The following is a 22,777-nucleotide window of genomic DNA, read 5'->3' as shown; positions in this document are numbered from 1 at the left end:
GCCGCCCGCCTAGTTCGCAGCCGGACCCGGCAGCGGGGCCAGACCACGCCGATCCCCAATGAGCACATCACCTCCGGCTCGGCCGGACTGAACGTCCAGAGTGACCGTCAGCCGGTGCGCACTAGTGCTCGCCCGTTCGCCCTTGGCGTCGGCGGACACGACGAAGGCCTTCACGCCACCGCCCGCCGACACGCTGTGGCGCAGCTCGACCTCCAGGTCAAGTGTGATCTCCCGGACGGAGAATCGGATTGGCAAGCCATCCCCGTCCTGCTGGGCCTCTACAAGGCCCGTTCGAACGGCCTTGATCGCTTCCGAGAGCTCAGTCGCTCGAATCTCCACATGGCCCCCTCGATCGCCGTCTCGATGCGCACCAAGTCTGCCGCGACACCCTCCTCGGCACCCGCGGTTTGCTGATGTTCGTGGTGGCGATCTTCAGGCTTACCGGTTGTGGCACGCCCGCCCTGCACTGGGCGACGTCCGCCTGCCCGACTGCGTTCTCTACATCCAGCGTCGACAACAGCCCAGCTCGTCCTCGCCCGGCCAAAGACCCGCGCCGGCAGGGGCCTCCTCTCCGCGCAGACGGGGCTGCTCCGGCTGCTGGCCTGGCGTTGCCACGCACCCTCTTGCTCCCAGCGGGCTTGCAGGATGGTCAAGCCGTGCTCAGTACGGACGGAGAACCCGCAGGCGCCGGAAGCCGTCGAGCCAGGCGGTGGGTGTGCCTGCGGGTCCGGCTGGATAGCGACGTTGTCTCCCCGCCGGCGTGGCCACGGCCCTGCCCCCACTCTCCTGTCGCCATGCCACGCAGGCCGTCTGAGTAAATCGTTCCCTGCCCTCGGGCTTGGGCGGATATTCCTTCAGCAGGCGTTCGGGTACGAGCTCAGACTCCCCGTTGTAGGTTTGACCCTGTCATCAGCGCGGCCCGCCGGGCTTCCCTCCAGGGACATGCCCCCACCCGCACGAGTCACTTCGTGCTGCCTGGGAGCATTCCTTGCTGTTCCGCGACTCCGCGTCCGCGGTCGCTGCCGAGAGCCTGGCCGGATCACTGTTCGTGCGTCTCATCGACCAGTTCGTCCACAAGCACGGCCACAAGCCCAGCCCGTCCGAGGTGCGCTCCTGGGAGCGCAGCATCCCGACTCTGACCAACGCCCTCCTGGACGCCGGGCTCGGCATGGTGGAGGTGCTCCTCGAGTACTCGCTGCCGCTCAACAGCAAGCGCGCGGACGTCATACTCGCCGGCGTTCACCCGAGTACGGGCGAGCCGTCGTACATGGTGGTCGAGCTCAAGCAGTGGAGCAGCGCGCTTCCGGAGGACGGTGATCCGCTGCTCTGCCGGGTCGACGCGTACACCCGGCCGGTGCTGAACCCGATCGAGCAGGTCCGCGGCTACTGCGACTACCTGATCTCCTTCAATGGCGCACTCGCCGCTCATCCCGAGCGGCTGTCCGGCGTGGCCTTCCTGCACAACGCGACGGAGTTCGGCGTTCAGGGCCTCTATGAGGTGCCGCAGGACGAGCGTGGCCGGCTCTTCACCGCGGAGCGCCGCGGGGAGTTCGTCCAGTACCTCCGCTCGAGGCTGAAGCCGGTCTCCGGCGCGGAGGCCGCAGATCAGTTGCTCGCGGGCAAGGTGGCCCCGTCCAAGCAGCTGATGGCGGTCGCCGCCGACGAGGTCCGCGAGCGCGAGCAGTTCGTGCTGCTGGACGAGCAGCGGGTCGCCTATGAGCTGGTGCTGCGTGCGGTCCGCCAGGCGCAGCAGTCCGATCACAAGGAGGTCGTCGTCATCACGGGCGGCCCGGGTACCGGGAAGAGTGTCATCGCGCTGTCCCTCCTGGGTGATCTGTACCGGCGTGGTGTCACGGCTCTGCACGCGACCGGGTCCAGTTCGTTCACCACCACCATGCGGCGGGTCGCCGGCGCACGGAAGCGTGAGGTCCAGGACCTGTTCAAATACTTCAACAGCTTCATGAGCGCCGAGCGCAACGGTCTGGACGTGCTGATCTGTGACGAGGCGCACCGGATCCGGGAGACGTCGGCCAATCGCTACACGCGGGCTGCCGAGCGCACAGGGAAGGCCCAGATCGAGGAGTTGATCGACGCCGCCCGGGTGCCAGTGTTCCTGTTGGACGAGCACCAGGTCGTCCGGCCGGGTGAGATGGGCACGGTGGCCCAGATCCGGGCCGCCTCCGCGGTGAAGGGCCTGGAGTGCCAGGTGGTGGAGCTGGACAGCCAGTTCCGCTGTGGCGGCAGCGATGCCTACCTGAACTGGGTGGTGCGTCTGCTGAACCTCGAGCCCGGTGGCCCCGTCGGCTGGGAGCCCGACGGCAAGGTCGCCCTGGATGTGGTCGACAGCCCCTACGAACTGGAGGCGTTCCTCGAGGCACGGCGTGCCGAGGGATACGGCTCCCGCATGTCGGCCGGGTACTGCTGGAAGTGGACGACGAAGGTGGCCCCGGGCGACCCGCTCCCCCTCGACGTGCACATCGGAGACTGGGCCCGTCCGTGGAACGTGTACGGCGACCGCTCGATCGCTGGCGCCCCGCCGGCCGCGCTGTGGGCCACCGACCCTGCCGGGTTCGGCCAGGTCGGCTGCGTGTACACCGCCCAGGGCTTCGAGTACGACTGGAGCGGTGTCATCCTCGGGCCGGACCTCGTCTGGCGGACCGATCGGTGGGTCACCGACCGGACGGCGTCCAAGGACCCCGTGTTCCGCAAGTCCACCAGCGATGCCGACATCGACCGTCTGATTCGCAACACCTACAAGGTGCTGCTGACGCGAGGAATGATCGGCACGGTGGTGTACTCGACGGACCCGGAGACACGCGCCAAACTGCGGGAGCTGGTCACCGGGCAGCAGGTAGGACAGATCGCGATGGAGCAGAGCCACCCACGGCCGATGACCACTCACTGATTCCGGGCGGGACACACGGTGCCGTCCAGTCTGCACGGTTGGGAACGGGCCACTCGAAGTGGAGTCGGACGGCGCACGGTCGCTGACAAGTCAGCGACCGTGCGGCCTCTTTCAGCCCGTGTACGCCGGGGTCAGGGGCTCCCGGGCCTCACCTCGGAAGACCTGTTCGGCGTGCCACTGCCGGTACCGGCCCGCGACCGCAGGAACCCCCGCTTGCGGGCCGATGACCGGCCGTCCGGCCAAGGCGAGCACATGCTGCCTGCTGGCCTCGCTGCGCCCGACGAAGCGCTGGGAGACGAGTATGCGGCGGCCCTCCCCCAGGCCCAGGACACCCTTGTCGAAGAGCTTGTGGTGCAGCGAGCACAGGCACAGGCCGTTGTCGACCTCGTCCGGCCCGTCGTACGACCACCAGCGCACATGCGCCGCCTCCAGGCCGACCGTGCTCGCACCCAGCATCCCGTCGTAGCCGCAGAAGGCGCACTGGAACTCATATGCGGTCAGAACGAGTTCACGCATCCGCCGGTCCCGCTGCCGTCGCGCCGCCCGCTCCCTCCCGCCCGGGCCACCGGTCACACCCGAGGCCTCGACCGGGTCCAGGTCGAGGCCGACGGCTTCGCACAGGTCGGCGTGCAGTGACGGCGGGAAGTGGAAGTCCAGGAGCACCCGCGCCAGACGGCCCATGAGCGCCGGGTCCTTCCGCAGAGCTGTTCGCAACTCGGGCGCGAGCCGTCCGGTCGCGCCGCTGGAGCGCAGGACCCGCACGCCACTTCCCGGGCTTCCGAGGCCCTGGTCGGTTCTGACCTCCCAGACGCCGTCACTGACCAGATGATGGAACGGGTACGCGGGGGTGGTCGGATGGGACGGCCCGTACTCCTCGAGCAGCCGCTTCAGCTCCTGCTCAACAGCGCTGTACCTCAGTTCGCCGTCGGCATCGCGCTGGAAGCTGCCCAGCGCGTACAGCAAAAGCAACGGTTTGTGCGGCGCCCGAACGTCGTTGTTCGTCCACCGTCTCAGCTTCGCCACCCGCTCCAGCCAGTCCATGACCGCACAATGTATTCCGGGACACCGACACAACCACAGCCTCAAGCCCCCGCACAGGACGCTGCCCGAGCGCCGCCCGAACGATGCACCTGGTAGACAGCCCGCGCTCGACACAGGACGTCCGCCCCGGCCTTACCGGCGCCAAAATCACTGGCCCGTTCACCAGACGTTCAAGTCGGTCACCGGTCTCAGCGCACGAGGGTCAGCTTCGGGCGGGTGCCGCCACCTTCTCTGGCTGGCCGCTCGTTGCTGCCGCTCCTGCTGGTCACGATGAGACCGAACACCCAGCTGCTCAGTTCCTTGGGTGTGACGTGAAGCTCTCTCGCAACGTCCGAAAGCCCACGACCCTTGGCTTTCAGGTTCGCAAAGACCTTGTCCAGGAGCTGAGAGCTTTCACGGACGGGCATGCCCTTGGGTTCGCCGGTACGGTAACCGCGTTCTCCGAGGTCGATGACGGTTCGCCGGTATTGCCAGTCGGTGAGGAGGCCCAAGTCGTGCAGGCGGTAGGTGAGGGAGAGGGCGGACACGTTCCAGATCGCCTTGGCCTGGAGGATCTGTGAGACTAGGGGTGAGCGGGGCATGTGGTCGAGCACGCTGGTGCGGGGCATGAGGAACGCGCTGGCGAAGGCGTTGGCTTCCTGCTCGGCCTGGGGGCCGACGAGTGAACGGTCTTCGCCGTGCAGGACCAGGTGGCCAAGCTCGTGTGCGGCGTCGAAGCGGCCGCGTTCTGGCGTTTTGAGCGTACTCAGGAAGACGAACGGGATGCCGTGCCGCCACGTTGCGAAGGCGTCCACGTCCGTGTACTCGGGGGGCAGGGAGAAGACGCGGACGCCATGGGATTCGAGCAGGTGGACCATGTTGCCGGCTGGGATGTGACCTAGGCCCCAGCGGGCGCGGACCATCTCGGCTGCCGTCTCGGGGTCCGGCTTCCCCAGTGTTGGTACGTCCACAGCGGGGAGCCTGAATCGGTCCTCGATCCAGTCGTGGAGTTCGAGGGCGAGCCGGCTCGCCGCGAGCGCTCCTTCGCGTGGGCCGGCGGCGAGCTTGCTGCGGGCCCGGAAGGAGACGGCTTCGAGTGGGATGGGCTCCAGGTCCGACTGGTAGAAGAAGGACTCGGGGAAGTCGAGGGCGGTCGCCAGCTGTGTGAGGCTGTCGGCAGTTGGTTCGGTCCGCCCACGCTCGTAGTTCGACAAGCTTTGGAGGCTGATTCCCGCACGGGTCGCGAGGTCGTTGAGGGTGTAGCCGCGCCGCTTGCGGGCGACGACGATGCGCGAGGAATTGATCATCGCTCCTCGTCATCCTTAGCTGGTCGATGTGCTCGCTGTCACCGCTCCTGGACGTCTACCACGTAGCTTGCGGCGTGATCGCCAGTGTAGTCCTGGATCTTTTCGATTCGAACGGCGGGAAGCAGGATCCGGGCCCTCCAGCTGTCGATTCGCCCCTTTGGCCCCACCCTATCCGGCAGCGAGAGCTCACTGCGAATCTCCACGATGTTCGATTTCCGGCCCTCGGTGCGGCGTGTCAGCAGGTACCAGGTGGCGAGGTTGGCGTACTCGTCGTCGTCCAGGTGGACTTCGTCGGGTCCGGCAGCGGGGGTGAACAGGGAGAGCTGCTGCAGGTTCTGGTTGCGGGCGACAGCGGCTTCCTTGGTGATTCCGGCAGGCCGTTGGCTGCGAGGCTGCGGGTTGCCCGGAAGACCGGTGCGAGCGTCACCCAACAGGACTCCGATGGCGATGGTCTTGTCGGGGTTGACGATCAGTGGCGCTTGCTTCGGATCGTAGCGCTTCCAGCCGAGTTCGGTGCGGAGGAGGAAGCGGAGCTCCCGTACGCGGGCCAGGTAGTCCTGAGTACCGCGGGCGTTCTTTGGGTCGTCCTTGGTGCACTGTTCGCGGGACCGCTCTCCCGTGCGAACAACACGGTCGAAGTACTCGGGGCTCAGGCCCATGTCGGCGAGCAGCCGCGTGCTGTCGTCCGGGTTGCCGCGAGCAGCGTTGAGAAGCACGAACCCTCCGGGTCTTATAAGAATCGCACCACACATGCGGGCGCGTTTTTATAAGGGTAGCGCGTGACACTGACTCAAGTGGCGCGGCGAGATCGCTAGTTGTTGCGCCTGGGAGTTCGAGCGGGCTGACCTGGGCGGTTGCCAGAGGGTCGGTCGAGACGTTCGTCCTTGGGCTGGGGAAACGTTCGTCAGACTCCCTGATCCTGGGCCACCCAGGTGGCTGACACTTGGATTCAGCGGGTTCCCCGCTTGGATCGGGACGTTGTGAGCTGGACAGGAGCAGTCCACGCTCGGTCGCCCTTGCGGGCGGGACATGCCCTGTCGTAGCAGCGCCAGTACCAGCCGGCTTTGCCTCGTCTGAGGTCGAGCTGGTCTCCCTGGCAGCCAGCGCATTTCGGAGGGCGGGCGAAGTCCTCGGCGTGCTCGTGCTCAAGGATCTTGCGGGCGAAGTGGGCGCCTCGCACGGTCAGCATGATCTCGCGGGAGTGGCTCTGAGAGAGGGCGTTCAGACTGCCGAGGAGCACGGTCTTCTCGTCGATGACGACGATCTTCTGGTGCATGACGTTGACGGGGATCACGGAGGGGGTGACGGCTTTCAGCTCGTCGAGGTACTCGGTGAAGCGCTGCTGGTTCTGGTCGCTCTGGTCCCGGACGAAGACGGTGACCTGCACGCCGCGTCGTACGGCGTCCTCCAGGGCGGGGAGCAGGCTTCGCACGCGCTTGGCGACCCACGGGGTCCAGATCCACAGGGAGTGCTTGGCTTCGGCGAGGCGGTCGGCGAAGGTCTTGTAGAAGGAGACTTCGTCCTGGACGTCGGCGATTTCGACGTGTCGGCTGAGGATGTCCGCAAGGCGGGCACCGACCGGGCCGAGTCCGGGGGCCTGCGCTGCGAGTGGGGTGACGAGGTTGGCGGCTCGGATGGTGCGGACGGCGCCGGCTTCGATGAGCCCTCGGACGGCTCCGAGGGCGCTGTCGTGGGGTGCGGCCAGGATGCGGTCGCGGCTGCCGATGAGGTACAGGCGGTTCTGCACGCGGGTGGTGGCGACGTTGAACAGGCGGAGGCCGTTTTGGGCCCAGTCTCCGCTGCCCGGGCGGCGTGAGGCCTGGGCCATCCACATGCCGCGGCCGTGTCGTTCCTCGACGAGGTCGAAGATGACGACGGGGAACTCGCGGCCTTGGAAGCGGTGGGCGGTGCCGACTTCGGCGAGGAGTCCGGAGTCGCCTTCGATGTCTCGCAGGGCTGCGAGCGTCGCTTCCGCCTGTGCTCCGTAGGGGGTGACGATGCCGGTGGTGTCTCCGTCGGCTCGGTGGAGTTCCACGAGGGTGCGGGCGAGGAGGAGTCCGGCCGGCCACCATCCGCTGGACGGGCCGTGGTGGTGGATCTGGGCGAGGTCGCCAAGTCCGTCGGTGTCGACGATGACGATCTCTGCGTCGTCCTGTGCCTTGGTTCGGGCGCGGGCTTGGACGGTGGGCCCGCCGGTGAGCAGTCCGTCGTAGGCGAGGGTGTTGGCCAGGCGCATGACGTCGGGGCCGAAGCGGTGTTGGACGTCGAGGCTGATGCATCCGGGGTTGGCGCGGGCGGCGGCCGGTGTGTCGATGTGGCAGTGCTCGAACACCTCAGTGAGGAGCCACTGTTGGATGTCGGGGCGCCTGCTGCCTTTGAGGGCTTCGGGGAGTACGGGGCCGAGTTGCATGAAGTCACCGAGGAGTACGGCGGTGCTTTTGGCCTTGGCGACGGCGAGGAGGACTTCGGGCAGGGTGGCGGCGCCGACCTCGTCGACGAGGACGACGTCGTAGGGGCCTTCGAAGACGGTGGGGTTGGTGCGGAATCTGGCGAGGGTGGTGGCGACGAGGCGGGCTTCGCGGATGATCTGGCCTTGTGCGTCGCGGGCGAGGCGTTCGTACTGTTCGTGGAGTTCGCGGTGCTGCTTGACCAGCGCGGGTTGGCGGGTGGTGTCGGCGGCGACCTGGGGCCGCAGGGTCTGGGCTTCGTGGTGGGTGGCCGGGTGGCCGCGGCGTTCGGCCTTCTTGACGTCGTCGGACGCGGCGAGGGTGAGGCGCAGTTGTTCGTCGAGGTGGACGAGGAGGGCGGCCGTGGCCTGTTCGGTGTCGCGGGCCCGGCGGAGCGCGGTGTCGGCCTGGTGTAGTTCGGTGTCGATGGCGGCCAGGTCGTCGCGGGTGAGCGGGATCTGCCGGCTGAGTCGGGTGATGGTGGTGTGGGTCTGGAGGCGGTGGCGGTCGGCGAGGGCGCGGGCTTGTCGGGCGTTGTCGAAGGTGCCTTGGTGGCGTGCGAGGGTGGTGTCGCGGTGCTTCGCGGCGGCGGCGATGGCTGAGCGCGCGGTGAGTTTGGCCAGGCCCTTCTTGGCTTCGAGGTCGTCGAGGGCCTGCTGGGCCTCGGCTACTTCCTGGTGTGCGAGGAGCGCACGGGCCTCGGCGCTGGTGGCGGCCTCTTCGACGTCGGCTGTTTCGGCTTCCAGCGCGTCGATCTCGGCCCAGGCAGCGCGGTTGCCGGCGGCGTTGTCGCTGCTCTGTCGGGCTTGCTCGGCCCGGTCCTCGGCGTGCGCGAGGAGGGGCTGAAGGTCGCGGTGCTGGTCGGAGTAGGCGGCGAGTTGGGCGGTGAGATGTTTCGCCGCGAGGGTCGGATCGTCGAGGCGTTGACGCTGGCGGGTGTAGTGGTCGGTGTCGAAGTCGGCGAGGCGGAGGGTGAGTGCGGCGAGGTGCTGGGCTCGTTGTTGCTGGGCGCTGAGTTCAGCGGCGACGGCTTCGCGCTGCCCGCCGATGGCGGCGAGCTTCGCTCTCACCATGAGGGGAAGGCAGACCTCGGGGTCGTCGGCGATCTGTTTCAGGTGCGGTGGGCCGACGCGGACCAGTTTCCCGGGAGAGTGGCGCTGTTCCTTCACGACGCCGAGGAGGGCGTTGTCGACGGCGATGTTGGTCGCCGACACCAGTAGCACGCGCTTTCCGGCGGAGATGAGGTCACTGATGGCGCGTTTGAGGACCGAGGTCTTGCCTGTGCCGGGTGGGCCCCACACGAGCCACAGGCCGGTGCCGACGCACGCGCGGTAGGCGAGGTCCTGGGCCGGCAGGAGGGTGCCCGACGGCAGGCCGTGCGGTGAGAGTCGCCCGCCGGGCTCTCCGCGGGCAAGCAGGCCGGCAAGGCCGTCGTCGGTGATGCCGGCGATACCGTCGCGCAGGGACTTGACGAGGAACGTCGCGGGTTGCTGGTGGAGCCACAGGCACGGGTCGGCGGGGTCTGCGAAGTCGGGTACGCGGATGCGCAGGGCGGTGCCGTCGTGGGTGACGTCGAGGACGGGGTGGCCGTCTTCGACCGTGTTCTCATCCGGTTCCGCGAGGCGGAGGCTGTCGGTCTGGAGTTGGTCGGCGTTGATGGTGAGGCCGCGGATGTCGATGGCGTACTCGCCGGGGCCGGCTGCGACAGCGCGTCCCAGTATCCGCCAGTAGGGCTTGCGCCCGGTGCCGCCTTCTGCGGCGAGCCAGGAATCGAGCGCCGTCACCGTTTCCTCGCGCCAGCCCACAGTCCCCCCATCGCCAGTACGCGTCCCCCGGTCGCCTATGTCCTACCACTGGGGACGGTTCGTCGTAGGAGCATTGCCGAGATCCACGGCCGGCGTTCGGCACCCGGGGCCACGTGTCCCGGCCGGCTTCCCTGCTCCCGGACAAGGCCGCGATGTCCTCTCCGCGCATCCCGGGGCTCCCGGGCAGGGGCCGCCTTGCGACGCCGCAGGTCCACACTGGCTGTGCGTCCACCCTCAAGTCCGGAAGGAGGACACCATTCGTGGCTCTGGAACGATCTACAAGCGGTGCGGTTGCCGGGACTCCCGCACTGGTCGACAGCTCGGAAGGACCTGCCCTGACCTCCACCGCCGCGGCCACGGTTCCTGGTATCTCGCGATGCCACGGCCCGCGACCGTCGACGATCACCGCTCCCGCCTGCGTCGGGGCGAGTATCGCACCCGCAAGGACGCCACCGAGGCTCTCCAGCGCCTGCGCGACCGCGACCGCGTGCGCCAGGGCGAGCTCCTCACCACCGGCCAGTGGCTGCTGCGCTGGTACAGCACCGTGGAGCCGCACCTCCGGCCGTCGACCGCGCGCGGCTACCGCAAGCACCTGGAGCAGTACCTCGTTCCGCTGCTCGGCCACGAACTGCTCTGCGAGCTGACCAACGAGGGCGTCCAGCAGGCCTTCAGCAACATCGTCCGTCGGCACCAGAGCGCGGGCCGGCCGATAAGCGCGGGCACGCTACGCCGGATCCAGGCGACCTTGCGTGCCGCCCTCAACGTTGCCGTACGCAACGAGATGCTGACCACCAACCCGGCGCGACACCTCGACCTTTCGAGGGCGCCGCGCCCCCACCCGGTGGTGTGGACCGATGGTCGAGTGGCGGAGTGGGAGCGAACAGGCGAGCGTCCTCCCGTCGCCGTGTGGACGCCGACCCAGACCGCCGCCGCCTTCCTCGCCTACGCGAGCGGGCACCGCTTGTACGCGTTGTATCACCTGTACGCGCTGCGTGGCCTACGTCGCGGGGAAGGCGTAGGCCTCCGCTGGTCGGACTTCGACGCCTCCGACCGAACGCTCACGGTCGCCAGGCAGCTACAGCAACGGGAGAACGGCCGCCTTGAGGCCTGCCCCGTCAAGACTCGTGCCGGCGAACGAACGATCGCCCTCGACGGGAGCCCGTCCGCATATTGAACACTCACCGTAATCAGCAGAGGAGGGAGAAACTCGCCGCGGGAATTGAATGGAATGAATCCGGATACGTATTCACCGACGTCTACGGGAGTCCGCTGCGCCCGGACCACGTCGGTCACGTCTTCCAGGGCATGGTGCGCAGAAGTGGCCTACCGCCGGTCCGCCTCCACGACCTGCGCCACGGCGCGGCAAGCCTTGCCCTGACCGGCGGATCCGATCTCAAAGTCATCCAGGCCCAGTTGGGTCACTCGACGATCGTCACCACTGCCGACACCTACACGTCGGTCCTGCCCGAGACGGCCCATCTCAGCGCAGAAGCGACGGCCCGCGTGGTGATCGACGCAGCTCGGATGATCTCCAGAGGCATCCGTAGTCAGCCCAAGACGCGCAAGCGGCGCTCAGGGATCCGCCCCGCCGCCATTGCAAGCAGAAGAATCCGTAGCTCAGAGTGAGTTATTGACGTTTCGTCGGCGTGCTTTGCCGCCCCACGCGCGCCCCACTCGCCACCCATCACGGGACCCCACCCAAGCCAGTCCCCCATTCCGTGACGCACGCCTTCCCAGGTCAAGAGGCCTACGACCAAGAAAGTGATGTCCAGAGAGGAATCCGCAGGCCTACGGATTAAAACGGCCGACTGATCGTCATGGGCGAGGCGCAGAAGGGTGTCGCGGGTGCGTGGGTGGTGGGCCCAACCGGTCAGCATGGTCCGCAGGGCGGCGCTGCGGGCGAGCGGGTCGCTCAGGCGAGTGGCGGCCACCAGGATCGCCAGTTCGTCGTCGGGGGCCAGCGGCGAGTCGTCTGCGAGTGCGTGTTGCAGCTCGTCGACTTTCTGCTCCTCGGCGTCGTTGTACTCCTGTACCCGGCCGAGGGCGGTCGCGATGTCCGCGAGCGCGGACTCGGCGTGGAGGCCTGGGGAGACGCCCCGGGGCGATAGCGGCGGAGGGTCGGGCAGCGGCCGCAGGTGCCCGACGTCGGTGTGTGCGGCCAGCCGCCGCAGGTTGCCCTGTGCCTGGTCCCACAGCAACTCCAGCACCGCCGCCGGTGGTCCACCCGGTCGAACTCCGTCTCCGCCGCTGCCTTGTACTCGACCGCATCGGTGCGCTGCCGCTCGGCCAGCGAGCGTGGAACTGTCCGTCCAGCGGTGCGTGGTGCGCCGACCAGGTCTAGATCGAGCTCGGTGATGATGTCCCGCAACGCGTCGATGATCTGCAGCAGCGTGCCCATCAGCGCCTGGGTGTCGCTCAGCTCCCGGCGGAGGCGGTCCCCGGTGCGATGCGCCCGTTCGAGGTCTAGCTGCGCCTGCAGCGTGGCGATGGCCGCCGCCGTGGTGGGCGGCTCCGGGTGCGGCTGTGGCAGCGCAGTTGGGCGGGTCCGCAGCCGCCGGGCCTTGGTCAGCAGTTCCGTCGCCTCCCGGATCAGCGCCTGGTGGCGCTGCGGAGGCAGGCCGGCGGCGGCGCTGGTGATTTCCAGGAAGACCCCGAGGAACCGGCCGGATGGCAGCGCGGTACCGCCCTTGAAGAGGCGGTCGAGGTGCGACTTTGAGAAGTTCATCCCACTCACTGGGACAGCTGACCCGCCAGCCCCTGCCGCGATTTGAGCCTGCTCCCGGTCGGCCCGCACCTCGAAGGCGCGGGCGATCCCACGCGCGCTCAGGCCCGCCTCCTGCGCCCGGGTTCGGAGGAAGTTGCCGAGTGCGTAGGCGGCATCGGCGCCGTCTCCCGCTGTTTCACTCATCGCTGTTTCCCTCGAACTCCTGCCCCGGGGGCGTCTCAGGCGCGCCCCTGGGACGGGCCCGGGACACCCGCGATCCTCCCAGATCAGGCCCTCGGCGACCGGGCGATGCCCCGAGCGGTCCCGGGCTGCCCCAGGTTGTCCCAGGGCGGGTTGGGGACACCACCCGCGCCGAGCACTCTGGCTGCGCGGTCGACGGCGGCCGTGAGGTGTTCCGAGCAATGGAGGCGTACTGCGATGTCGACAGAGATCAACGAGGCGGTCCAGGCGATCGGCGAGGGATGCGCCGGCCATCCGGGCGGCATCCCGGAGCTGTTGGTGGCCGCAGTACCGGAGTTCCTCGGCGGACTCGCCGTGGCGCTGGTCACCACGCTGGCAGCCTGGGGCCTGCGTCGGCGACGCACCCGTCGGGTGCCCAACGACGCGCGCTGAATCGGTAAGGTCCCAGATGCCCCTGTGCCCACGCGATCCCAGGACTATGGTAAGCCGCAGCAGGGTCCTGACTCCGCCAGCTCGCTGGTCCCCGACTGGTTCCTGGCAAGATCACGAACGGGCCGCTCCAGCACCGTGGACCACCTGTCGGACCATCAACAAAAAGGCCGCTGGCCTGGGCGTTAACCCGGCCAACGGCCTTTCCGACATCACTGTCGGGACGACAGGATTTGAACCTGCGACCCCTTGACCCCCAGATCGCGCCGGAACCTATATTCGCAGGTCAGAGCGCATGCCCTGCACACTACGACGGTCGGCCGACCAGCTACTGTTCAGTTCTGCGCGTAGCGTGTGGTCCCGTCCTGGTCCCGCAGATGGACCCGGCGCATCCACCACGAGCAAGGTAACGAGCGGTCCCAGCGCACCCCTCCGGTCGCAATGCTAGGCAGAAACCGCACCTAGGACATTGCTGGTTACCCCGCAGCAACGACCGCGGATGCCTTGGTCATGAAGTCCTCGACTGCACTGTGCATCTCCGCGGCGGCTTCGTCCCATGCTCTTGGCTCAGGGGGGCGCTGAGCGTCTTTCGCGGCTCGAACACGCTCTTCTGCCGCGTTTCGGAAGCCAGCCATCGAGAAGAGCATCCGCTGCACAGCCTCGGATACACCGTCGGGCCCCTCCAACCGCACTACCTGACACTTCTGGAAAGCATCGTCGTAGGCCTCCCTAAGCCGGGCAATCAGGCCATCGACGCGCACAACATCACCCTCAGACATGGCTTGCGGCACCGGCCAAGGAAGCACCTCCGCCAACGGCGAGAGGACGTCACGGAACCTCTCAAAGGCCACCACGCAGTCTGCGTACGACTGCCGGCGAAGCTCACGGTGCCACTTCTTGAGATCGCGACTCGCCTGGATCTCAGCCTGCTGTCGCTGAGCACTGCGGTTGATGAAAGCCAGCCATATGCCGAACAGTCCAGTCACGGTAACGCCACCGAGGGCTGAGAGGACCGCCGCCATGGTGATGTCGCCGTTCGTCGCCTGCTCAGCGGCCTCGGCCAGTGAAGGGAATGCCATGGCAGGGAGTCTGCCGCAGCCCCAGGGTGGCTGGAGGAGAGCCCTGGTGTCGACTTCGTTACGACTCGGCCTCGGAGCTATGCGTAGACCGCGATCGCTGCGGTCGCACATCCCTTTGTACTGTGGAGAGGTCCATGTGCAGACTACGGTCCTGGCCACGACCTGAGGCTGTTGTCCATGTCGCTGCAGCCCCCTGACCAGGACGGTAGGCCGGTTACTGGCTGCTAGGCGCCACAATCGTTCATCCTGGCTGGGTATCTGCCCAGAGAAGGGAACGGCTAGTGCCCGAACGGAGCCCACGCGGCACCTACCTGCGGATCGCCGATGCGATCGAGACCGAGATCAGCAGAGACTCCGCCCTGACCTCCCTTCCATCCGAAGCCCAGCTGATGGAGGCGCACGGCGTCGGACGAAGCACGGTACGTCGCGCCCTTGACTCCCTCGCGGCCAAGGGCCTTATCAAGTCGCGTCCCGGGGCCGGATGGGTCGTCCTGGGCACCGAACCCAAGGCGCCCGTGCTCGACCAGCTCACCGCCCTGGTCCGAACGCTCGGCATCGGCGACGACTTCCCTTCGGAGAAGGAACTCGCCGAAACAACCGGCGCCGCACGAGGCACCATCCGGCGGGCTCTCGCACAGCTGGAGGGTGCCGGCGTTCTCGAAGTACGCCACGGAAAGGGTCGACGCGTCCGGGCCCTGCCCATCGATCACTCCTGACCACAATCACAGAGGAGCAGTTACAACCCGTGTGGGCCTACGAACTTGCCGAGTCCCTCCTGTCCACCGACCTGCCACGCCGCTGGTCACATTCCAAGGGAGTGGCCATTAAGGCGCGCGCTCTCGCCAGCATTCTCGGCCCGGACGCGGAGCTACTGGAGTCTGCCGCTGTCCTGCACGACGTCGGCTACTCGCCGCGGATCGTCGACACCGGATTCCACCCGCTCGACGGCGCGCGGTTCCTGCGCGCGGAGAGCGTGGACGAGCGCGTCGTGCGGCTGGTCGCCCACCACTCCTGCGCGCTGCTCGAAGCGGAGGAGCGTGGCCTGCGGCGGGAGCTGGAGGCGGAGTTCCCGCTGGAGGAGCCGCACCTGGTGGATGCGCTGATCTACTGCGACATGACGACGACGCCGGACGGCACGCCGACAACGACTCCCGACCGGATCGCGGAGATCGTGGGCCGGTACGGACCCGACAGCATCGTCGGCCGGTTCATCCGTCGCGCCGAGCCGGAGATCGACGCGGCCGCACGCCGGATCGATGGCCGACTGGCCCGGGCCCGCGCCACGGCCTAACCGATGTACGGCTGCACCCGGGCGTACTCTAGGCCGTGCGTGATCCGCAGCCGCATGGATGGGTGAATGTCCAGGTCGTCGAGGTCCGCTGGGTCGACCCAGCGGACCTCCTTCGACTCCGAACTCGTCCGCAGTTCACCGCCGACAGGCCGAACCCTGAAGCAGATCGAGAACTGCTGCCGAACCTCCCCATCGTCGTACGCCATGACGTGGCCCGGGTCCGTGTACAGGCCCACGACGGAGTCGACCTCGACGTCGATTCCCGTCTCCTCGCGTACCTCACGGACCACCGTGGCCGCGACGGATTCCCCGATGTCGTGCCCCCCGCCGGGAAGCGCCCAGAGGTTGTTGTCGGTCTTGTGGATCAGCAGCAGACGCCCCGCCTCGTCCGTCACCACGGCGGTGACCGACGGCACAACCGAGTTCGCCGGCGGGGCGGCCGGGTCGTGGAAATAGTCGATCCGGCTCATACGGCGGCCTCACTTTCGAGCTGGGGCGAGGTGAGGATCCGGGAACCCTCCCAGATGCGCTCGATGCTCGCCGCGTACGTACTGAACAGCTCTCCGCCGGGCACCTGCGAGAGGTGCAGCACCGGGGCCAGGTAGGCGCCGACTCCGTAGACGTGCCCGTTGACGAGCAGGTCGTCGTCGGCGCGGTAGAGCGAGTTGTAGAGCGTCGTCGAGTGAAGCCGGAACTCGACTCCGGGAATCCCGAACAGCGGCGCGTAGTTGGCCAGCGCGTTACGGATCTTGCCCGCCATGGCAGGTCCGATCCCCTCGTCTTCGCCCCGCTGGGCCACCCCGGGGCTGTCGGGATCGCCCAGCATGAGCCGCACGGGTACGCCAGCCTGGGCCTTCTCCCGGATGAGCCGGAAGAACAGCGGGTCCTCGGAGAGCCAGAAGCCGGCATAGACCACCAGGTCGAAGTGGCGCGTGGCCTTTGCGTAGAGCGAGGTCCACAGCTCCTTCGGGACGACGGCCCGGTGGGGGTAGAGCTTCACCAACTCCGCCCGGCCAGCCTCGGCCGTCGCGCTGCTGGTCTGCTCATCCGACCACAGGTCCGACAGGTCCCGTTGCAGGAGATTGGCGAGCGCGTACTGGAAGCGCCGGTAGGGACGGCGCCCGTCCTTGGCCTCCACCCACCGCTCCACCGTCCGGGGGCTCGTTCCTAGCCGCTCGGCGATCTGCTCAATCGTCAACTTGCTGGCGAGGATCGCCCCTCGCAGCCTCTCGTTGGCCATCGCGCCCCCTGGGCGACGTTGCGGCACTTGGACGATCTGGGACGACTCGACCGTAGCGAAGTCGGAGGGTAGCCGTCCAGGTGCGCCGTGTTCTGGCATGCCTGAAGCGCCGAATCTAGTGATGCACGGTCGGGAATCGCCGACCGAACCAAGCGAAGGACTTGACGCAGCGTCGGCTTCTCGGCATCGTAAGAGACATGTTCAACATGTCTCGCATTGCGAGGCGGGCGAACTGGCAGACCTTCTTTGGGCTGCTCTGAGCTGCGTAGAGGCGCGGCTCTCTCGTGATGCTCCACCTGTCTGTTCAGGAGGCTTCGCCATGCTCGCCACACCTCGCACGTCCACTGCCCCGACTCTGACCGGTCGTTCCTACGCCCGTCGTGTGGCGTCGTTGACCAGCGGTTCCGGCCGGGTGTCGGCCGGTGCGTGGGTGGCGGAGGCCCGGGGCGTGGAGCGGCGGCGCCGCGCGGTGGCGTGCCGGATCGGTCGGCTGACCGGGACGCGGGCGCCGCAGTGGGCCGGCGAGATCGGCGAGCAGGAGTGGCGCACGATCCTCGCGGTCGGTGTGGCGGCGCTGGCCGACAGCGCGGCGTCGCCCCGGATCGCCCCCGAGGAGAAGCGCTCCTGCATCACGTGCGGTACTCGGCTGAACCGGGCGAACCACGGCGCCGCGTGCAGCCCCTGCCTGGCCTCCTCCGCTCCCGAACCGGCGGAGCAGGCCCCCGCCGGTACCCGCCGCGCGCCGGACATGGGCCACCTGGCCGACACCGCGCGGGAGGTCGCGCCGCATCTGACCAGCGGTACGAGCGGCGGTGTGGTCGACCGGACCCGCAACGGCCGCGTCGAGGCCCTGGTCGGCGAGCTGCTGACCGCCCGGGCGCCGAGCGCGCTGGACGTGGTCGGCGAGGACGAGCGTCGCAGGGTCGAGAAGTGGAGCCCGTTCCGGGGCGGTCCGCGCCACGTCGTGCGGTGCGCCGACGGCTCCCGTCGCTACGGCAACGGCGAGTTGGCCCCGGAGCACTAGATCCGCAGTTCAACCCATCTTTTGCCCTGTGCGGTGGACGGCTCCCTAACTCCTTGGCCGGATGAGGAGCCGTCCCCGCCGGGCCCACCCACCAAACAGGAAGAGGTAGACCCGTGAGGTCGATTGTGGCAGGCCAGACGGCCCTGAACGAGGACGAGTTCGCCGAGCTGGCGCTCGGTGTGGACTCCGAGTTCACCCACCTGTTCACCGGGGTGCCGGGCGAGAGCGAGGCCGAACGTGAGGCCCGGACGGACGCCGCGGCCGACGTGCTGGCGGACCTGCGTCGGGAGGACCCGGTGCTGGCCGCCTTCGCCGAGCGCCTGATGGACCGGGCGCCGGTGCCGCTGCGGCGCCCGGCGGTCATCCGCCGCACCGCGAGCGTGGAGCGGGTGGCGGCATGAGCGGCCTGAACGAGTACCGCGCCGAGCGGCGCGCGGACCGGCAGGCCGAGCGGGCCGAGGACCGTACCGACCGCCGCGAGGAGCGCGAGCAGGCCAGGGTCGACGCCGAGGCCGACCGCCGGGGGCGGGAGGCCGATCGGCTCGCCGCCGAGCAGGCCCGCAATCGGGCCCGCGCCGCGCGGGCCGAGCGTCTCGGTCGGGTGACCGGCTGGATCGGCGCGAGTCCGGCGCGGGCGTTCGTGCGCCTGGTGCAGGCGTGCTCGATCGTGCCGGCGGTGGTCTCGCAGGTGGCCGCGCTCGACCACGCGGACGTGGCGCTGCTGCTGGCGGTGCTGCTGGCCGCGATGCTGGAGGGCGGCGCGTGGGCGCTGGTCGCCATGGGCGCGCAGGCCGAGGGCGAGCGCTCGACCCGCACCTACCGGCTCGGCGCGTGGGCGGCCGGCATCGTGGCCGGGGGTATCAACTTCGCCCACGGCTGGCAGCAGTACCCGCACCACCACTGGGTCGCCGCGGTGCTGGCCCTGTCCAGCATCGGCGCCGTGTGGCTGACCGACCTCCAGACCCACGGCGGCCGGGGCCCGACCACCGCCGAGAAGAAGCAGGCGACGGAGCGGGCCGAGCACACCCGCCGCCGGACCGAGCACCACCCCGAAGTCCGGGCCGTCGCTGACCGGCTGCTGTCCGCGGCCGCGTACGGCGCACTGAGCGCGGATGACGCATGGCGGATCGCGTGGGAGTACGTCCACGGGGTCACGGTGCCGGGGCTGACGGCGGATCTGCTGGCCCGTCGGCTCAACGCCCGGGCCCGGGTCGCCGAGTTGAGCGCGCTTCCCGCGCCGGCGGATCTCTGGCCGGGAATGCCCGACGACCCGTTCCCCGCCCTCACGCTCCCGCTGCCCTCCGGCCCCCTGGACAGTGTCTATCTGGACACCGTTCCCGAGGCTCTGCGGAACGCTTCCCCGATCACCCGGGAAGCGCTCGGAACCCTTTACGGAACCGGTTCGGACGTGACCGAACCTGATGCCGGGACGGCGGTGGACGGGGACTCGGCGGGTGCGGGCGGGAACGCTTCCCCCGCTCTGGCGGAAGCGCCCCTCGACCCGGCCGATGTCGCCCGGGTCCGGGTCCTGGCCGCCGATCTCGCGGCGGTGGGCGAGGAGCTGTCGACCCGCAAGGTTCGTGCGCTGCTCGGCTGCCGCAACACCCTCGCCGTGCGCCTGCGCGCCGCGGTCGACGCCGAGCTGCACACCCCCGGCACCGACACCCCCGCGAAGTAGCCGAAGGAGGACCCCGCCATGTCCGTGACCACCATCGAGGTCATCAGCTTCGGATACCTGCACGGCGCCCCGCCTGAGGCCCACCTCACCCTCGACCTGCGCAAGCACTTTCGCGACCCGCACGTCGACCCCGCCCTGCGCCACCGGACCGCTAACGACCTGCCGGTCCGTCAGGCCGTGCTCGGCACGCCGGGCATCCGGGAGGCGATCACCGCGGCGGCGCTCGTGGTCGACGCCTTCGACGCCGGGCCGAGCGAGGCGCCGCTGACCGTCGCGGTCGGCTGCGCGGGCGGCCGCCACCGCGCCGCCACCGTCGCCATGGCGCTCGCCCGCCGCCTCGGCAAGACCGGCACGACCGTCCACCTCACCCACCGCGACCTCGGCAAGCCCGTCATCGACCGCTGACCTTGAGGGAGACCGTCATGACCAGCATCCGCGCCGTCCGGTTCGCCGCCGTCTACGCCCTGCTGCGGGCGTCGGCGGACGTGGCGGACCACTGGATCCAGACCGACCACCAGGCCGCGACCAAGGGCCAGCACGACCACGCCGAGGGCCAGTCGAGCGCGGCCGGGCGTCGGGCCTGCGCCGCGCACGTCGCCTCCTACACCGCGACGCAGGCCGTCGTCCTGCTCGCCGGCACCCGGCTGCTCGGCGTCCGGCTGCGGCCGGTGCCGCTGGCCGCAGCGCTCGCGGTGTCGGCGGTGACGCACTACGCCGCCGACCGGCGCGAGCCGCTGCGGCGGCTGGCGGACGCGACCGGCAAGGGCGTGTTCGTGCGGCTCGCCGACCACGGGCTGAACGGCGGCTACCTGCTCGACCAGTCGTGGCACCACGGCTGGGAGACGGCCGCGGCCCTCATCGCCTCGGCCTGAACACCCCATCGAGCCCGTGAAGGAGGGCATCGTCATGGCCGACGACGACTCGGTCTACAACGACTCGACCTACAACATCACGTCCGTGCCGTCGTGGAAGTCCCCGCCGCTGCACGGCGCCTATGCCCCGAACGCCCGGTTGTCCGGCCGTGCGTGGGCGGGGATCGGGGCGGGGGCGGTGGTGCTGGCCGCGGCCGGGATGGTCGCCTACTCCTCCTACGCCTCCGCACAGGCCGACGCGGACGTCCGCAAGGCCCAGATCGCCCTGGACGCCTCCCGGCTGGAGCTGGAGAAGCAGCGGCAGGCGGCGGACCTGGCGAAGGCGGGCGAGCAGGAGACGCCCGTGCAGAAGGCCCGCCGGGAGGCGGTGCAGGCATGCGTTGCGAAGGCCAACGGCTACGGGGCGGTCGCCGACTGCGGCAAGGTCTACCCGGCGGTGGACACGAACGGGATCGTCAACACCTCCCGGACGGTGGCCGGCGGGGATGACGGCGGGTCGAACTCCGGTGTCGGGCTGGTCGTGCTGGGGTCCGCCGGGGCCTTGGCGGCGGCCGGTTGGGCGAAGCGGAAGTTCTCCCACCGGTAACTTTCCGTAATCTCCCCCCACCCACCCCCCATCCGGAGAAGCGTCTTCCCCACCCGCTCAGGGGTGCTGGGAGGCCGCGCTCTGCCCGGGTGGGGGGTGGGTGGGAGGTCACTCACCGTGAGGAGTAGAGATGACCACACCCACCGCGGCCGGTGTCCCGCTCCCGCCCGTACAGCCGCCCGCGCCGCCCGTGGCCGGGCCCCAAACGGCTGCTCCGGGAGGGGGCTCGGCGGGGTCGGGGTCTGCCGCGGGTGCGCCGCCGAGCGCGCTCGCGCAGATCCTCGCCCCCGTCCAGCCTGCCCGCCCGAACGTCCCGCTCGGCACCACCCACACCCTCCCGCAGACCGCCGCCGACCCGGCCCCCGACCGCGGGAGCCCCGCCCACAGCGCTGGCCCGGCGGGCGGGGGTGGTGGGCAGGGCAGTGACCGGGAGGGCCCGCTGGCCGCTCTCGTTCGGGCGCTCGCCGAGCGGTGGCGCCGCACCGGCACCACCGCGACCGTGAAGAACTCCCACGACGTCAAGGAGACCCGGGTCTCCGGAACGTCGACCAGCACCACAAACGCCAACAAGGCCGACCGGAGCGCGAAGCACGAGACCAGCGCCCACAGCCGTTCCCAGCGCGACGCCAAGACCGCCGACCTGAACAACAAGACCAGCCAGCACAAGGGCTCCGACCTGCGGGACGTCAAGAAGAGCGACGCCACCGACGCAAAGTCGACCGCGAACCGCGACGCCCGCACGGCCGCCACCAGCGACGCCAAGACCGCCGACACCAAGGCCGCCAAGACCGACACCGCGTCGCGGACCGGCAAGGACAGCAAGGACACCCGGGACGCGAAGACCGCGGACCTGAAGAGCGCCAAGGCCGACACCGCCACCAAGGCCAGCACCGACCGGCGCGACAGCGCGGACACGAAGACGGCCGACACCCGGTCCGCGAAGAACGACCGCAGCGCCCGCACCGGCAACGACGACAAGAACCACCGCGACGCCAAGACCTCCGCGGCCTCCGCCGCGAAGGACGCCGCCGCCAGGGTGGGAACCGACCGGCGGGACGGCCCGGACAGCACACCCGGCGTCCCGGGGCCGGCCGGTGGGGCGAAGGCCGACCGGCCAAAGAAGACCGACCCGGGCACCGCGCCGAAGGCCACGGCCGACCCCGCAACACCCGGCCCGACCGCGCACGGCCCCAAGCCGCCCGCCGGTGCCGGACCGGCGGGCGGGCCGAAGGGCCTGGACACCAAGTTCGCCGGCGCGCAGGCGATGGCCAACCGCGAACGCGCCCGCACGACCCCGCCCGGCACTCCCCACCCCACCCCGCCCCCGGTTCCGGCTCCGGCCCCGGCTCCCAAACCCACCGGGCCGACGGCCCCGGCCGCACCGGCTGCACCGGCTGCACCCGCAGTACCCCCGGCTTCGACCGGCGGTGTGCCGAGGCCGACGCATGCCGCGAACGCGGGCGGGGCGGGCCGGCCGGCTCCCGTGGGTGCCGCGATTGCGGCAGAAAGGAAGACGATGAGCGCCCCGAAGATCCCCGCCGCGTCTGCGGCGCCGCCGATGGCGCCGGTGAGCGGCTCGACCGCCGATCTGGCGAAGAATCAGGCCACGAACACCGGACCCGCCGGCCCGGCCGGAGCACCTGCCGGGCCTCCGGTTCCGCCGCGGCCGACAGTGGCGCCGCAGGTCCCGACCCAAGGCCCGACGACATGGGGGGCCGCTACCCCCGCGCGGAGCATCTCCGTCGGCGAGAAGGACGTCGCCTTCACGGGCGGCGCGTTCGGCCTGCGGCACACCATGATCCGCGGTGAGGTCCGCACGCTGCGCGGCTTCGAGCAGCGTATGGAGGACAAGCAGGCGGTGCTCGCCCAGATCGCCGAGGACAGCAGGATCGCGCGCGAGCACGCCGTCGCGCACGCGGCGCGCGCGCAGAAGCTCGCCGAGGACGCCAAGGACGTCAAGGGCGGCGTCGCGCTGGTCACCAAGCTGCACCGGCTGGCCGAGCAGGCCCAGCAGCTGCAGGCGCGGGCCGAGGCCGCGGAGAGGAACGCGGTCCGCGGTGCCGAGGCTGTCAAGGTCCTGGCTGCCAACGCCCGGACGCGGCACGGGGGCATCTACAGGGCCGTCGCCGACAGCCCGCTGACCACGCCGGCCGAGCGCGAGTTCTACGACGACCACCAGGGAGGCTGAC

At 69.7% G+C, this 22,777-nt stretch carries 22 protein-coding genes; 13 read left to right on the top strand and 9 right to left on the bottom strand.

The features are described from left to right. Positions 1-9 precede the first annotated feature (9 nt). The gene (locus tag ACFVVX_RS26890; protein ID WP_387949186.1) at positions 10-339 is read right to left on the bottom strand and encodes a trypco2 family protein; all 330 of its coding nucleotides are present in this window, start codon (positions 337-339) and stop codon (positions 10-12) included. Between the two features lie 649 nt (positions 340-988). Between ACFVVX_RS26890 and ACFVVX_RS26885 the strand changes: the two genes are divergently transcribed. Continuing rightward, a complete protein-coding gene (locus tag ACFVVX_RS26885) occupies positions 989-2,905 on the top strand; it encodes a DNA/RNA helicase domain-containing protein (protein WP_387949185.1) in 1,917 nt (638 codons plus the stop codon). A gap of 111 nt (positions 2,906-3,016) precedes the next feature. Here ACFVVX_RS26885 and ACFVVX_RS26880 read toward each other — a convergent pair whose 3' ends face one another. From ACFVVX_RS26880 to ACFVVX_RS26865, 4 genes are all read right to left on the bottom strand, one after another. Then, entirely contained in the window at positions 3,017-3,946 is a 930-nt protein-coding gene (locus ACFVVX_RS26880; protein ID WP_387949184.1) for a phosphorothioated DNA-binding restriction endonuclease, read from the bottom strand. Positions 3,947-4,134: 188 nt separating this feature from the next. Further along, complete coding sequence (locus tag ACFVVX_RS26875; RefSeq protein ID WP_387949183.1) at positions 4,135-5,232, bottom strand: helix-turn-helix domain-containing protein; 1,098 nt, start codon at positions 5,230-5,232, stop codon at positions 4,135-4,137. 38 nt (positions 5,233-5,270) lie between these two features. Beyond that, positions 5,271-5,948, bottom strand: a complete 678-nt coding sequence (locus tag ACFVVX_RS26870) for a hypothetical protein (RefSeq protein ID WP_387949182.1) — start codon at positions 5,946-5,948, stop codon at positions 5,271-5,273. Between the two features lie 233 nt (positions 5,949-6,181). Beyond that, positions 6,182-9,484 carry an AAA domain-containing protein gene (locus tag ACFVVX_RS26865; RefSeq protein ID WP_387949181.1) on the bottom strand — a complete coding sequence of 1,101 codons (3,303 nt, stop codon included), beginning with the start codon at positions 9,482-9,484 and terminating at the stop codon, positions 6,182-6,184. Between the two features lie 376 nt (positions 9,485-9,860). Between ACFVVX_RS26865 and ACFVVX_RS26860 the strand changes: the two genes are divergently transcribed. Then, on the top strand, positions 9,861-10,658 hold the full coding sequence (locus tag ACFVVX_RS26860; protein ID WP_387949180.1) for a tyrosine-type recombinase/integrase: 798 nt from the start codon (positions 9,861-9,863) through the stop codon (positions 10,656-10,658). Beyond that, the gene (locus ACFVVX_RS26855) at positions 10,655-11,110 is read left to right on the top strand and encodes a tyrosine-type recombinase/integrase (RefSeq protein WP_387949179.1); all 456 of its coding nucleotides are present in this window, start codon (positions 10,655-10,657) and stop codon (positions 11,108-11,110) included. Before ACFVVX_RS26860 ends, ACFVVX_RS26855 begins: the two co-directional genes overlap by 4 nt. A 286-nt stretch (positions 11,111-11,396) precedes the next feature. Here ACFVVX_RS26855 and ACFVVX_RS26850 read toward each other — a convergent pair whose 3' ends face one another. Next, positions 11,397-12,392, bottom strand: a complete 996-nt coding sequence (locus tag ACFVVX_RS26850) for a hypothetical protein (RefSeq protein ID WP_387949178.1) — start codon at positions 12,390-12,392, stop codon at positions 11,397-11,399. A 234-nt stretch (positions 12,393-12,626) separates the two neighbouring features. Between ACFVVX_RS26850 and ACFVVX_RS26845 the strand changes: the two genes are divergently transcribed. Further along, positions 12,627-12,821 carry a hypothetical protein gene (locus ACFVVX_RS26845; RefSeq protein ID WP_387949177.1) on the top strand — a complete coding sequence of 65 codons (195 nt, stop codon included), beginning with the start codon at positions 12,627-12,629 and terminating at the stop codon, positions 12,819-12,821. Positions 12,822-13,294: 473 nt separating this feature from the next. On the opposite strand, the gene ACFVVX_RS26840 is transcribed toward ACFVVX_RS26845, so the two are convergent. Next, on the bottom strand, positions 13,295-13,897 hold the full coding sequence (locus ACFVVX_RS26840; protein ID WP_387949176.1) for a hypothetical protein: 603 nt from the start codon (positions 13,895-13,897) through the stop codon (positions 13,295-13,297). A 281-nt stretch (positions 13,898-14,178) separates the two neighbouring features. On the opposite strand from ACFVVX_RS26840, the gene ACFVVX_RS26835 reads away from it, so the two are divergent. Next, complete coding sequence (locus ACFVVX_RS26835; protein ID WP_387949175.1) at positions 14,179-14,613, top strand: GntR family transcriptional regulator; 435 nt, start codon at positions 14,179-14,181, stop codon at positions 14,611-14,613. A gap of 29 nt (positions 14,614-14,642) precedes the next feature. Next, the gene (locus tag ACFVVX_RS26830) at positions 14,643-15,188 is read left to right on the top strand and encodes an HD domain-containing protein (protein WP_387949174.1); all 546 of its coding nucleotides are present in this window, start codon (positions 14,643-14,645) and stop codon (positions 15,186-15,188) included. Here ACFVVX_RS26830 and ACFVVX_RS26825 read toward each other — a convergent pair. Next, the gene (locus ACFVVX_RS26825) at positions 15,185-15,658 is read right to left on the bottom strand and encodes an NUDIX domain-containing protein (protein ID WP_387949173.1); all 474 of its coding nucleotides are present in this window, start codon (positions 15,656-15,658) and stop codon (positions 15,185-15,187) included. The genes ACFVVX_RS26830 and ACFVVX_RS26825 overlap by 4 nt on opposite strands. Then, entirely contained in the window at positions 15,655-16,428 is a 774-nt protein-coding gene (locus tag ACFVVX_RS26820; RefSeq protein ID WP_387949172.1) for a helix-turn-helix domain-containing protein, read from the bottom strand. Before ACFVVX_RS26820 ends, ACFVVX_RS26825 begins: the two co-directional genes overlap by 4 nt. Before the next feature lie 382 nt (positions 16,429-16,810). Between ACFVVX_RS26820 and ACFVVX_RS26815 the strand changes: the two genes are divergently transcribed. The 7 genes from ACFVVX_RS26815 to ACFVVX_RS26785 all read left to right on the top strand — a co-directional run bounded on the left by ACFVVX_RS26815 (position 16,811) and on the right by ACFVVX_RS26785 (position 22,776). Beyond that, positions 16,811-17,452 carry a hypothetical protein gene (locus tag ACFVVX_RS26815; RefSeq protein WP_387949171.1) on the top strand — a complete coding sequence of 214 codons (642 nt, stop codon included), beginning with the start codon at positions 16,811-16,813 and terminating at the stop codon, positions 17,450-17,452. A gap of 113 nt (positions 17,453-17,565) precedes the next feature. Next, positions 17,566-17,853, top strand: coding sequence for a hypothetical protein (locus tag ACFVVX_RS26810; RefSeq protein WP_387949170.1), 288 nt, complete (start codon positions 17,566-17,568; stop codon positions 17,851-17,853). Further along, the gene (locus tag ACFVVX_RS26805) at positions 17,850-19,130 is read left to right on the top strand and encodes a hypothetical protein (RefSeq protein WP_387949169.1); all 1,281 of its coding nucleotides are present in this window, start codon (positions 17,850-17,852) and stop codon (positions 19,128-19,130) included. Before ACFVVX_RS26810 ends, ACFVVX_RS26805 begins: the two co-directional genes overlap by 4 nt. Positions 19,131-19,148: 18 nt before the next feature. Beyond that, a complete protein-coding gene (locus ACFVVX_RS26800) occupies positions 19,149-19,535 on the top strand; it encodes an ATPase (protein ID WP_387949168.1) in 387 nt (128 codons plus the stop codon). Between the two features lie 17 nt (positions 19,536-19,552). Further along, complete coding sequence (locus ACFVVX_RS26795) at positions 19,553-20,002, top strand: hypothetical protein (RefSeq protein ID WP_387949167.1); 450 nt, start codon at positions 19,553-19,555, stop codon at positions 20,000-20,002. A gap of 34 nt (positions 20,003-20,036) precedes the next feature. Then, on the top strand, positions 20,037-20,588 hold the full coding sequence (locus tag ACFVVX_RS26790; RefSeq protein ID WP_387949166.1) for a hypothetical protein: 552 nt from the start codon (positions 20,037-20,039) through the stop codon (positions 20,586-20,588). Between the two features lie 130 nt (positions 20,589-20,718). Continuing rightward, the gene (locus ACFVVX_RS26785) at positions 20,719-22,776 is read left to right on the top strand and encodes a hypothetical protein (RefSeq protein WP_387949165.1); all 2,058 of its coding nucleotides are present in this window, start codon (positions 20,719-20,721) and stop codon (positions 22,774-22,776) included. The last annotated feature ends 1 nt before the right edge of the window (position 22,777 follow it).

Source organism: Kitasatospora sp. NPDC058170 (assembly GCF_042883905.1).
Taxonomy (GTDB): Bacteria; Actinomycetota; Actinomycetes; order Streptomycetales; family Streptomycetaceae; genus Kitasatospora.
Note: the sequence above shows the minus strand (reverse complement) of the source record. Positions and strands in the feature narration are given on the sequence as shown.

Excerpts from the sequence above, each read along its gene's own strand:
- ACFVVX_RS26880 (WP_387949184.1), bottom strand. The coding sequence starts at position 3,946 with ATGGACTGGCTGGAGCGGGTGGCGAAGCTGAGACGGTGGACGAACAAC.
- ACFVVX_RS26875 (WP_387949183.1), bottom strand. The coding sequence starts at position 5,232 with ATGATCAATTCCTCGCGCATCGTCGTCGCCCGCAAGCGGCGCGGCTAC.
- ACFVVX_RS26860 (WP_387949180.1), top strand. The coding sequence starts at position 9,861 with ATGCCACGGCCCGCGACCGTCGACGATCACCGCTCCCGCCTGCGTCGG.
- ACFVVX_RS26850 (WP_387949178.1), bottom strand. The coding sequence starts at position 12,392 with ATGAGTGAAACAGCGGGAGACGGCGCCGATGCCGCCTACGCACTCGGC.
- ACFVVX_RS26845 (WP_387949177.1), top strand. The coding sequence starts at position 12,627 with ATGTCGACAGAGATCAACGAGGCGGTCCAGGCGATCGGCGAGGGATGC.
- ACFVVX_RS26840 (WP_387949176.1), bottom strand. The coding sequence starts at position 13,897 with ATGGCATTCCCTTCACTGGCCGAGGCCGCTGAGCAGGCGACGAACGGC.
- ACFVVX_RS26825 (WP_387949173.1), bottom strand. The coding sequence starts at position 15,658 with ATGAGCCGGATCGACTATTTCCACGACCCGGCCGCCCCGCCGGCGAAC.
- ACFVVX_RS26820 (WP_387949172.1), bottom strand. The coding sequence starts at position 16,428 with ATGGCCAACGAGAGGCTGCGAGGGGCGATCCTCGCCAGCAAGTTGACG.
- ACFVVX_RS26805 (WP_387949169.1), top strand. The coding sequence starts at position 17,850 with ATGAGCGGCCTGAACGAGTACCGCGCCGAGCGGCGCGCGGACCGGCAG.
- ACFVVX_RS26800 (WP_387949168.1), top strand. The coding sequence starts at position 19,149 with ATGTCCGTGACCACCATCGAGGTCATCAGCTTCGGATACCTGCACGGC.
- ACFVVX_RS26795 (WP_387949167.1), top strand. The coding sequence starts at position 19,553 with ATGACCAGCATCCGCGCCGTCCGGTTCGCCGCCGTCTACGCCCTGCTG.
- ACFVVX_RS26790 (WP_387949166.1), top strand. The coding sequence starts at position 20,037 with ATGGCCGACGACGACTCGGTCTACAACGACTCGACCTACAACATCACG.
- ACFVVX_RS26785 (WP_387949165.1), top strand. The coding sequence starts at position 20,719 with ATGACCACACCCACCGCGGCCGGTGTCCCGCTCCCGCCCGTACAGCCG.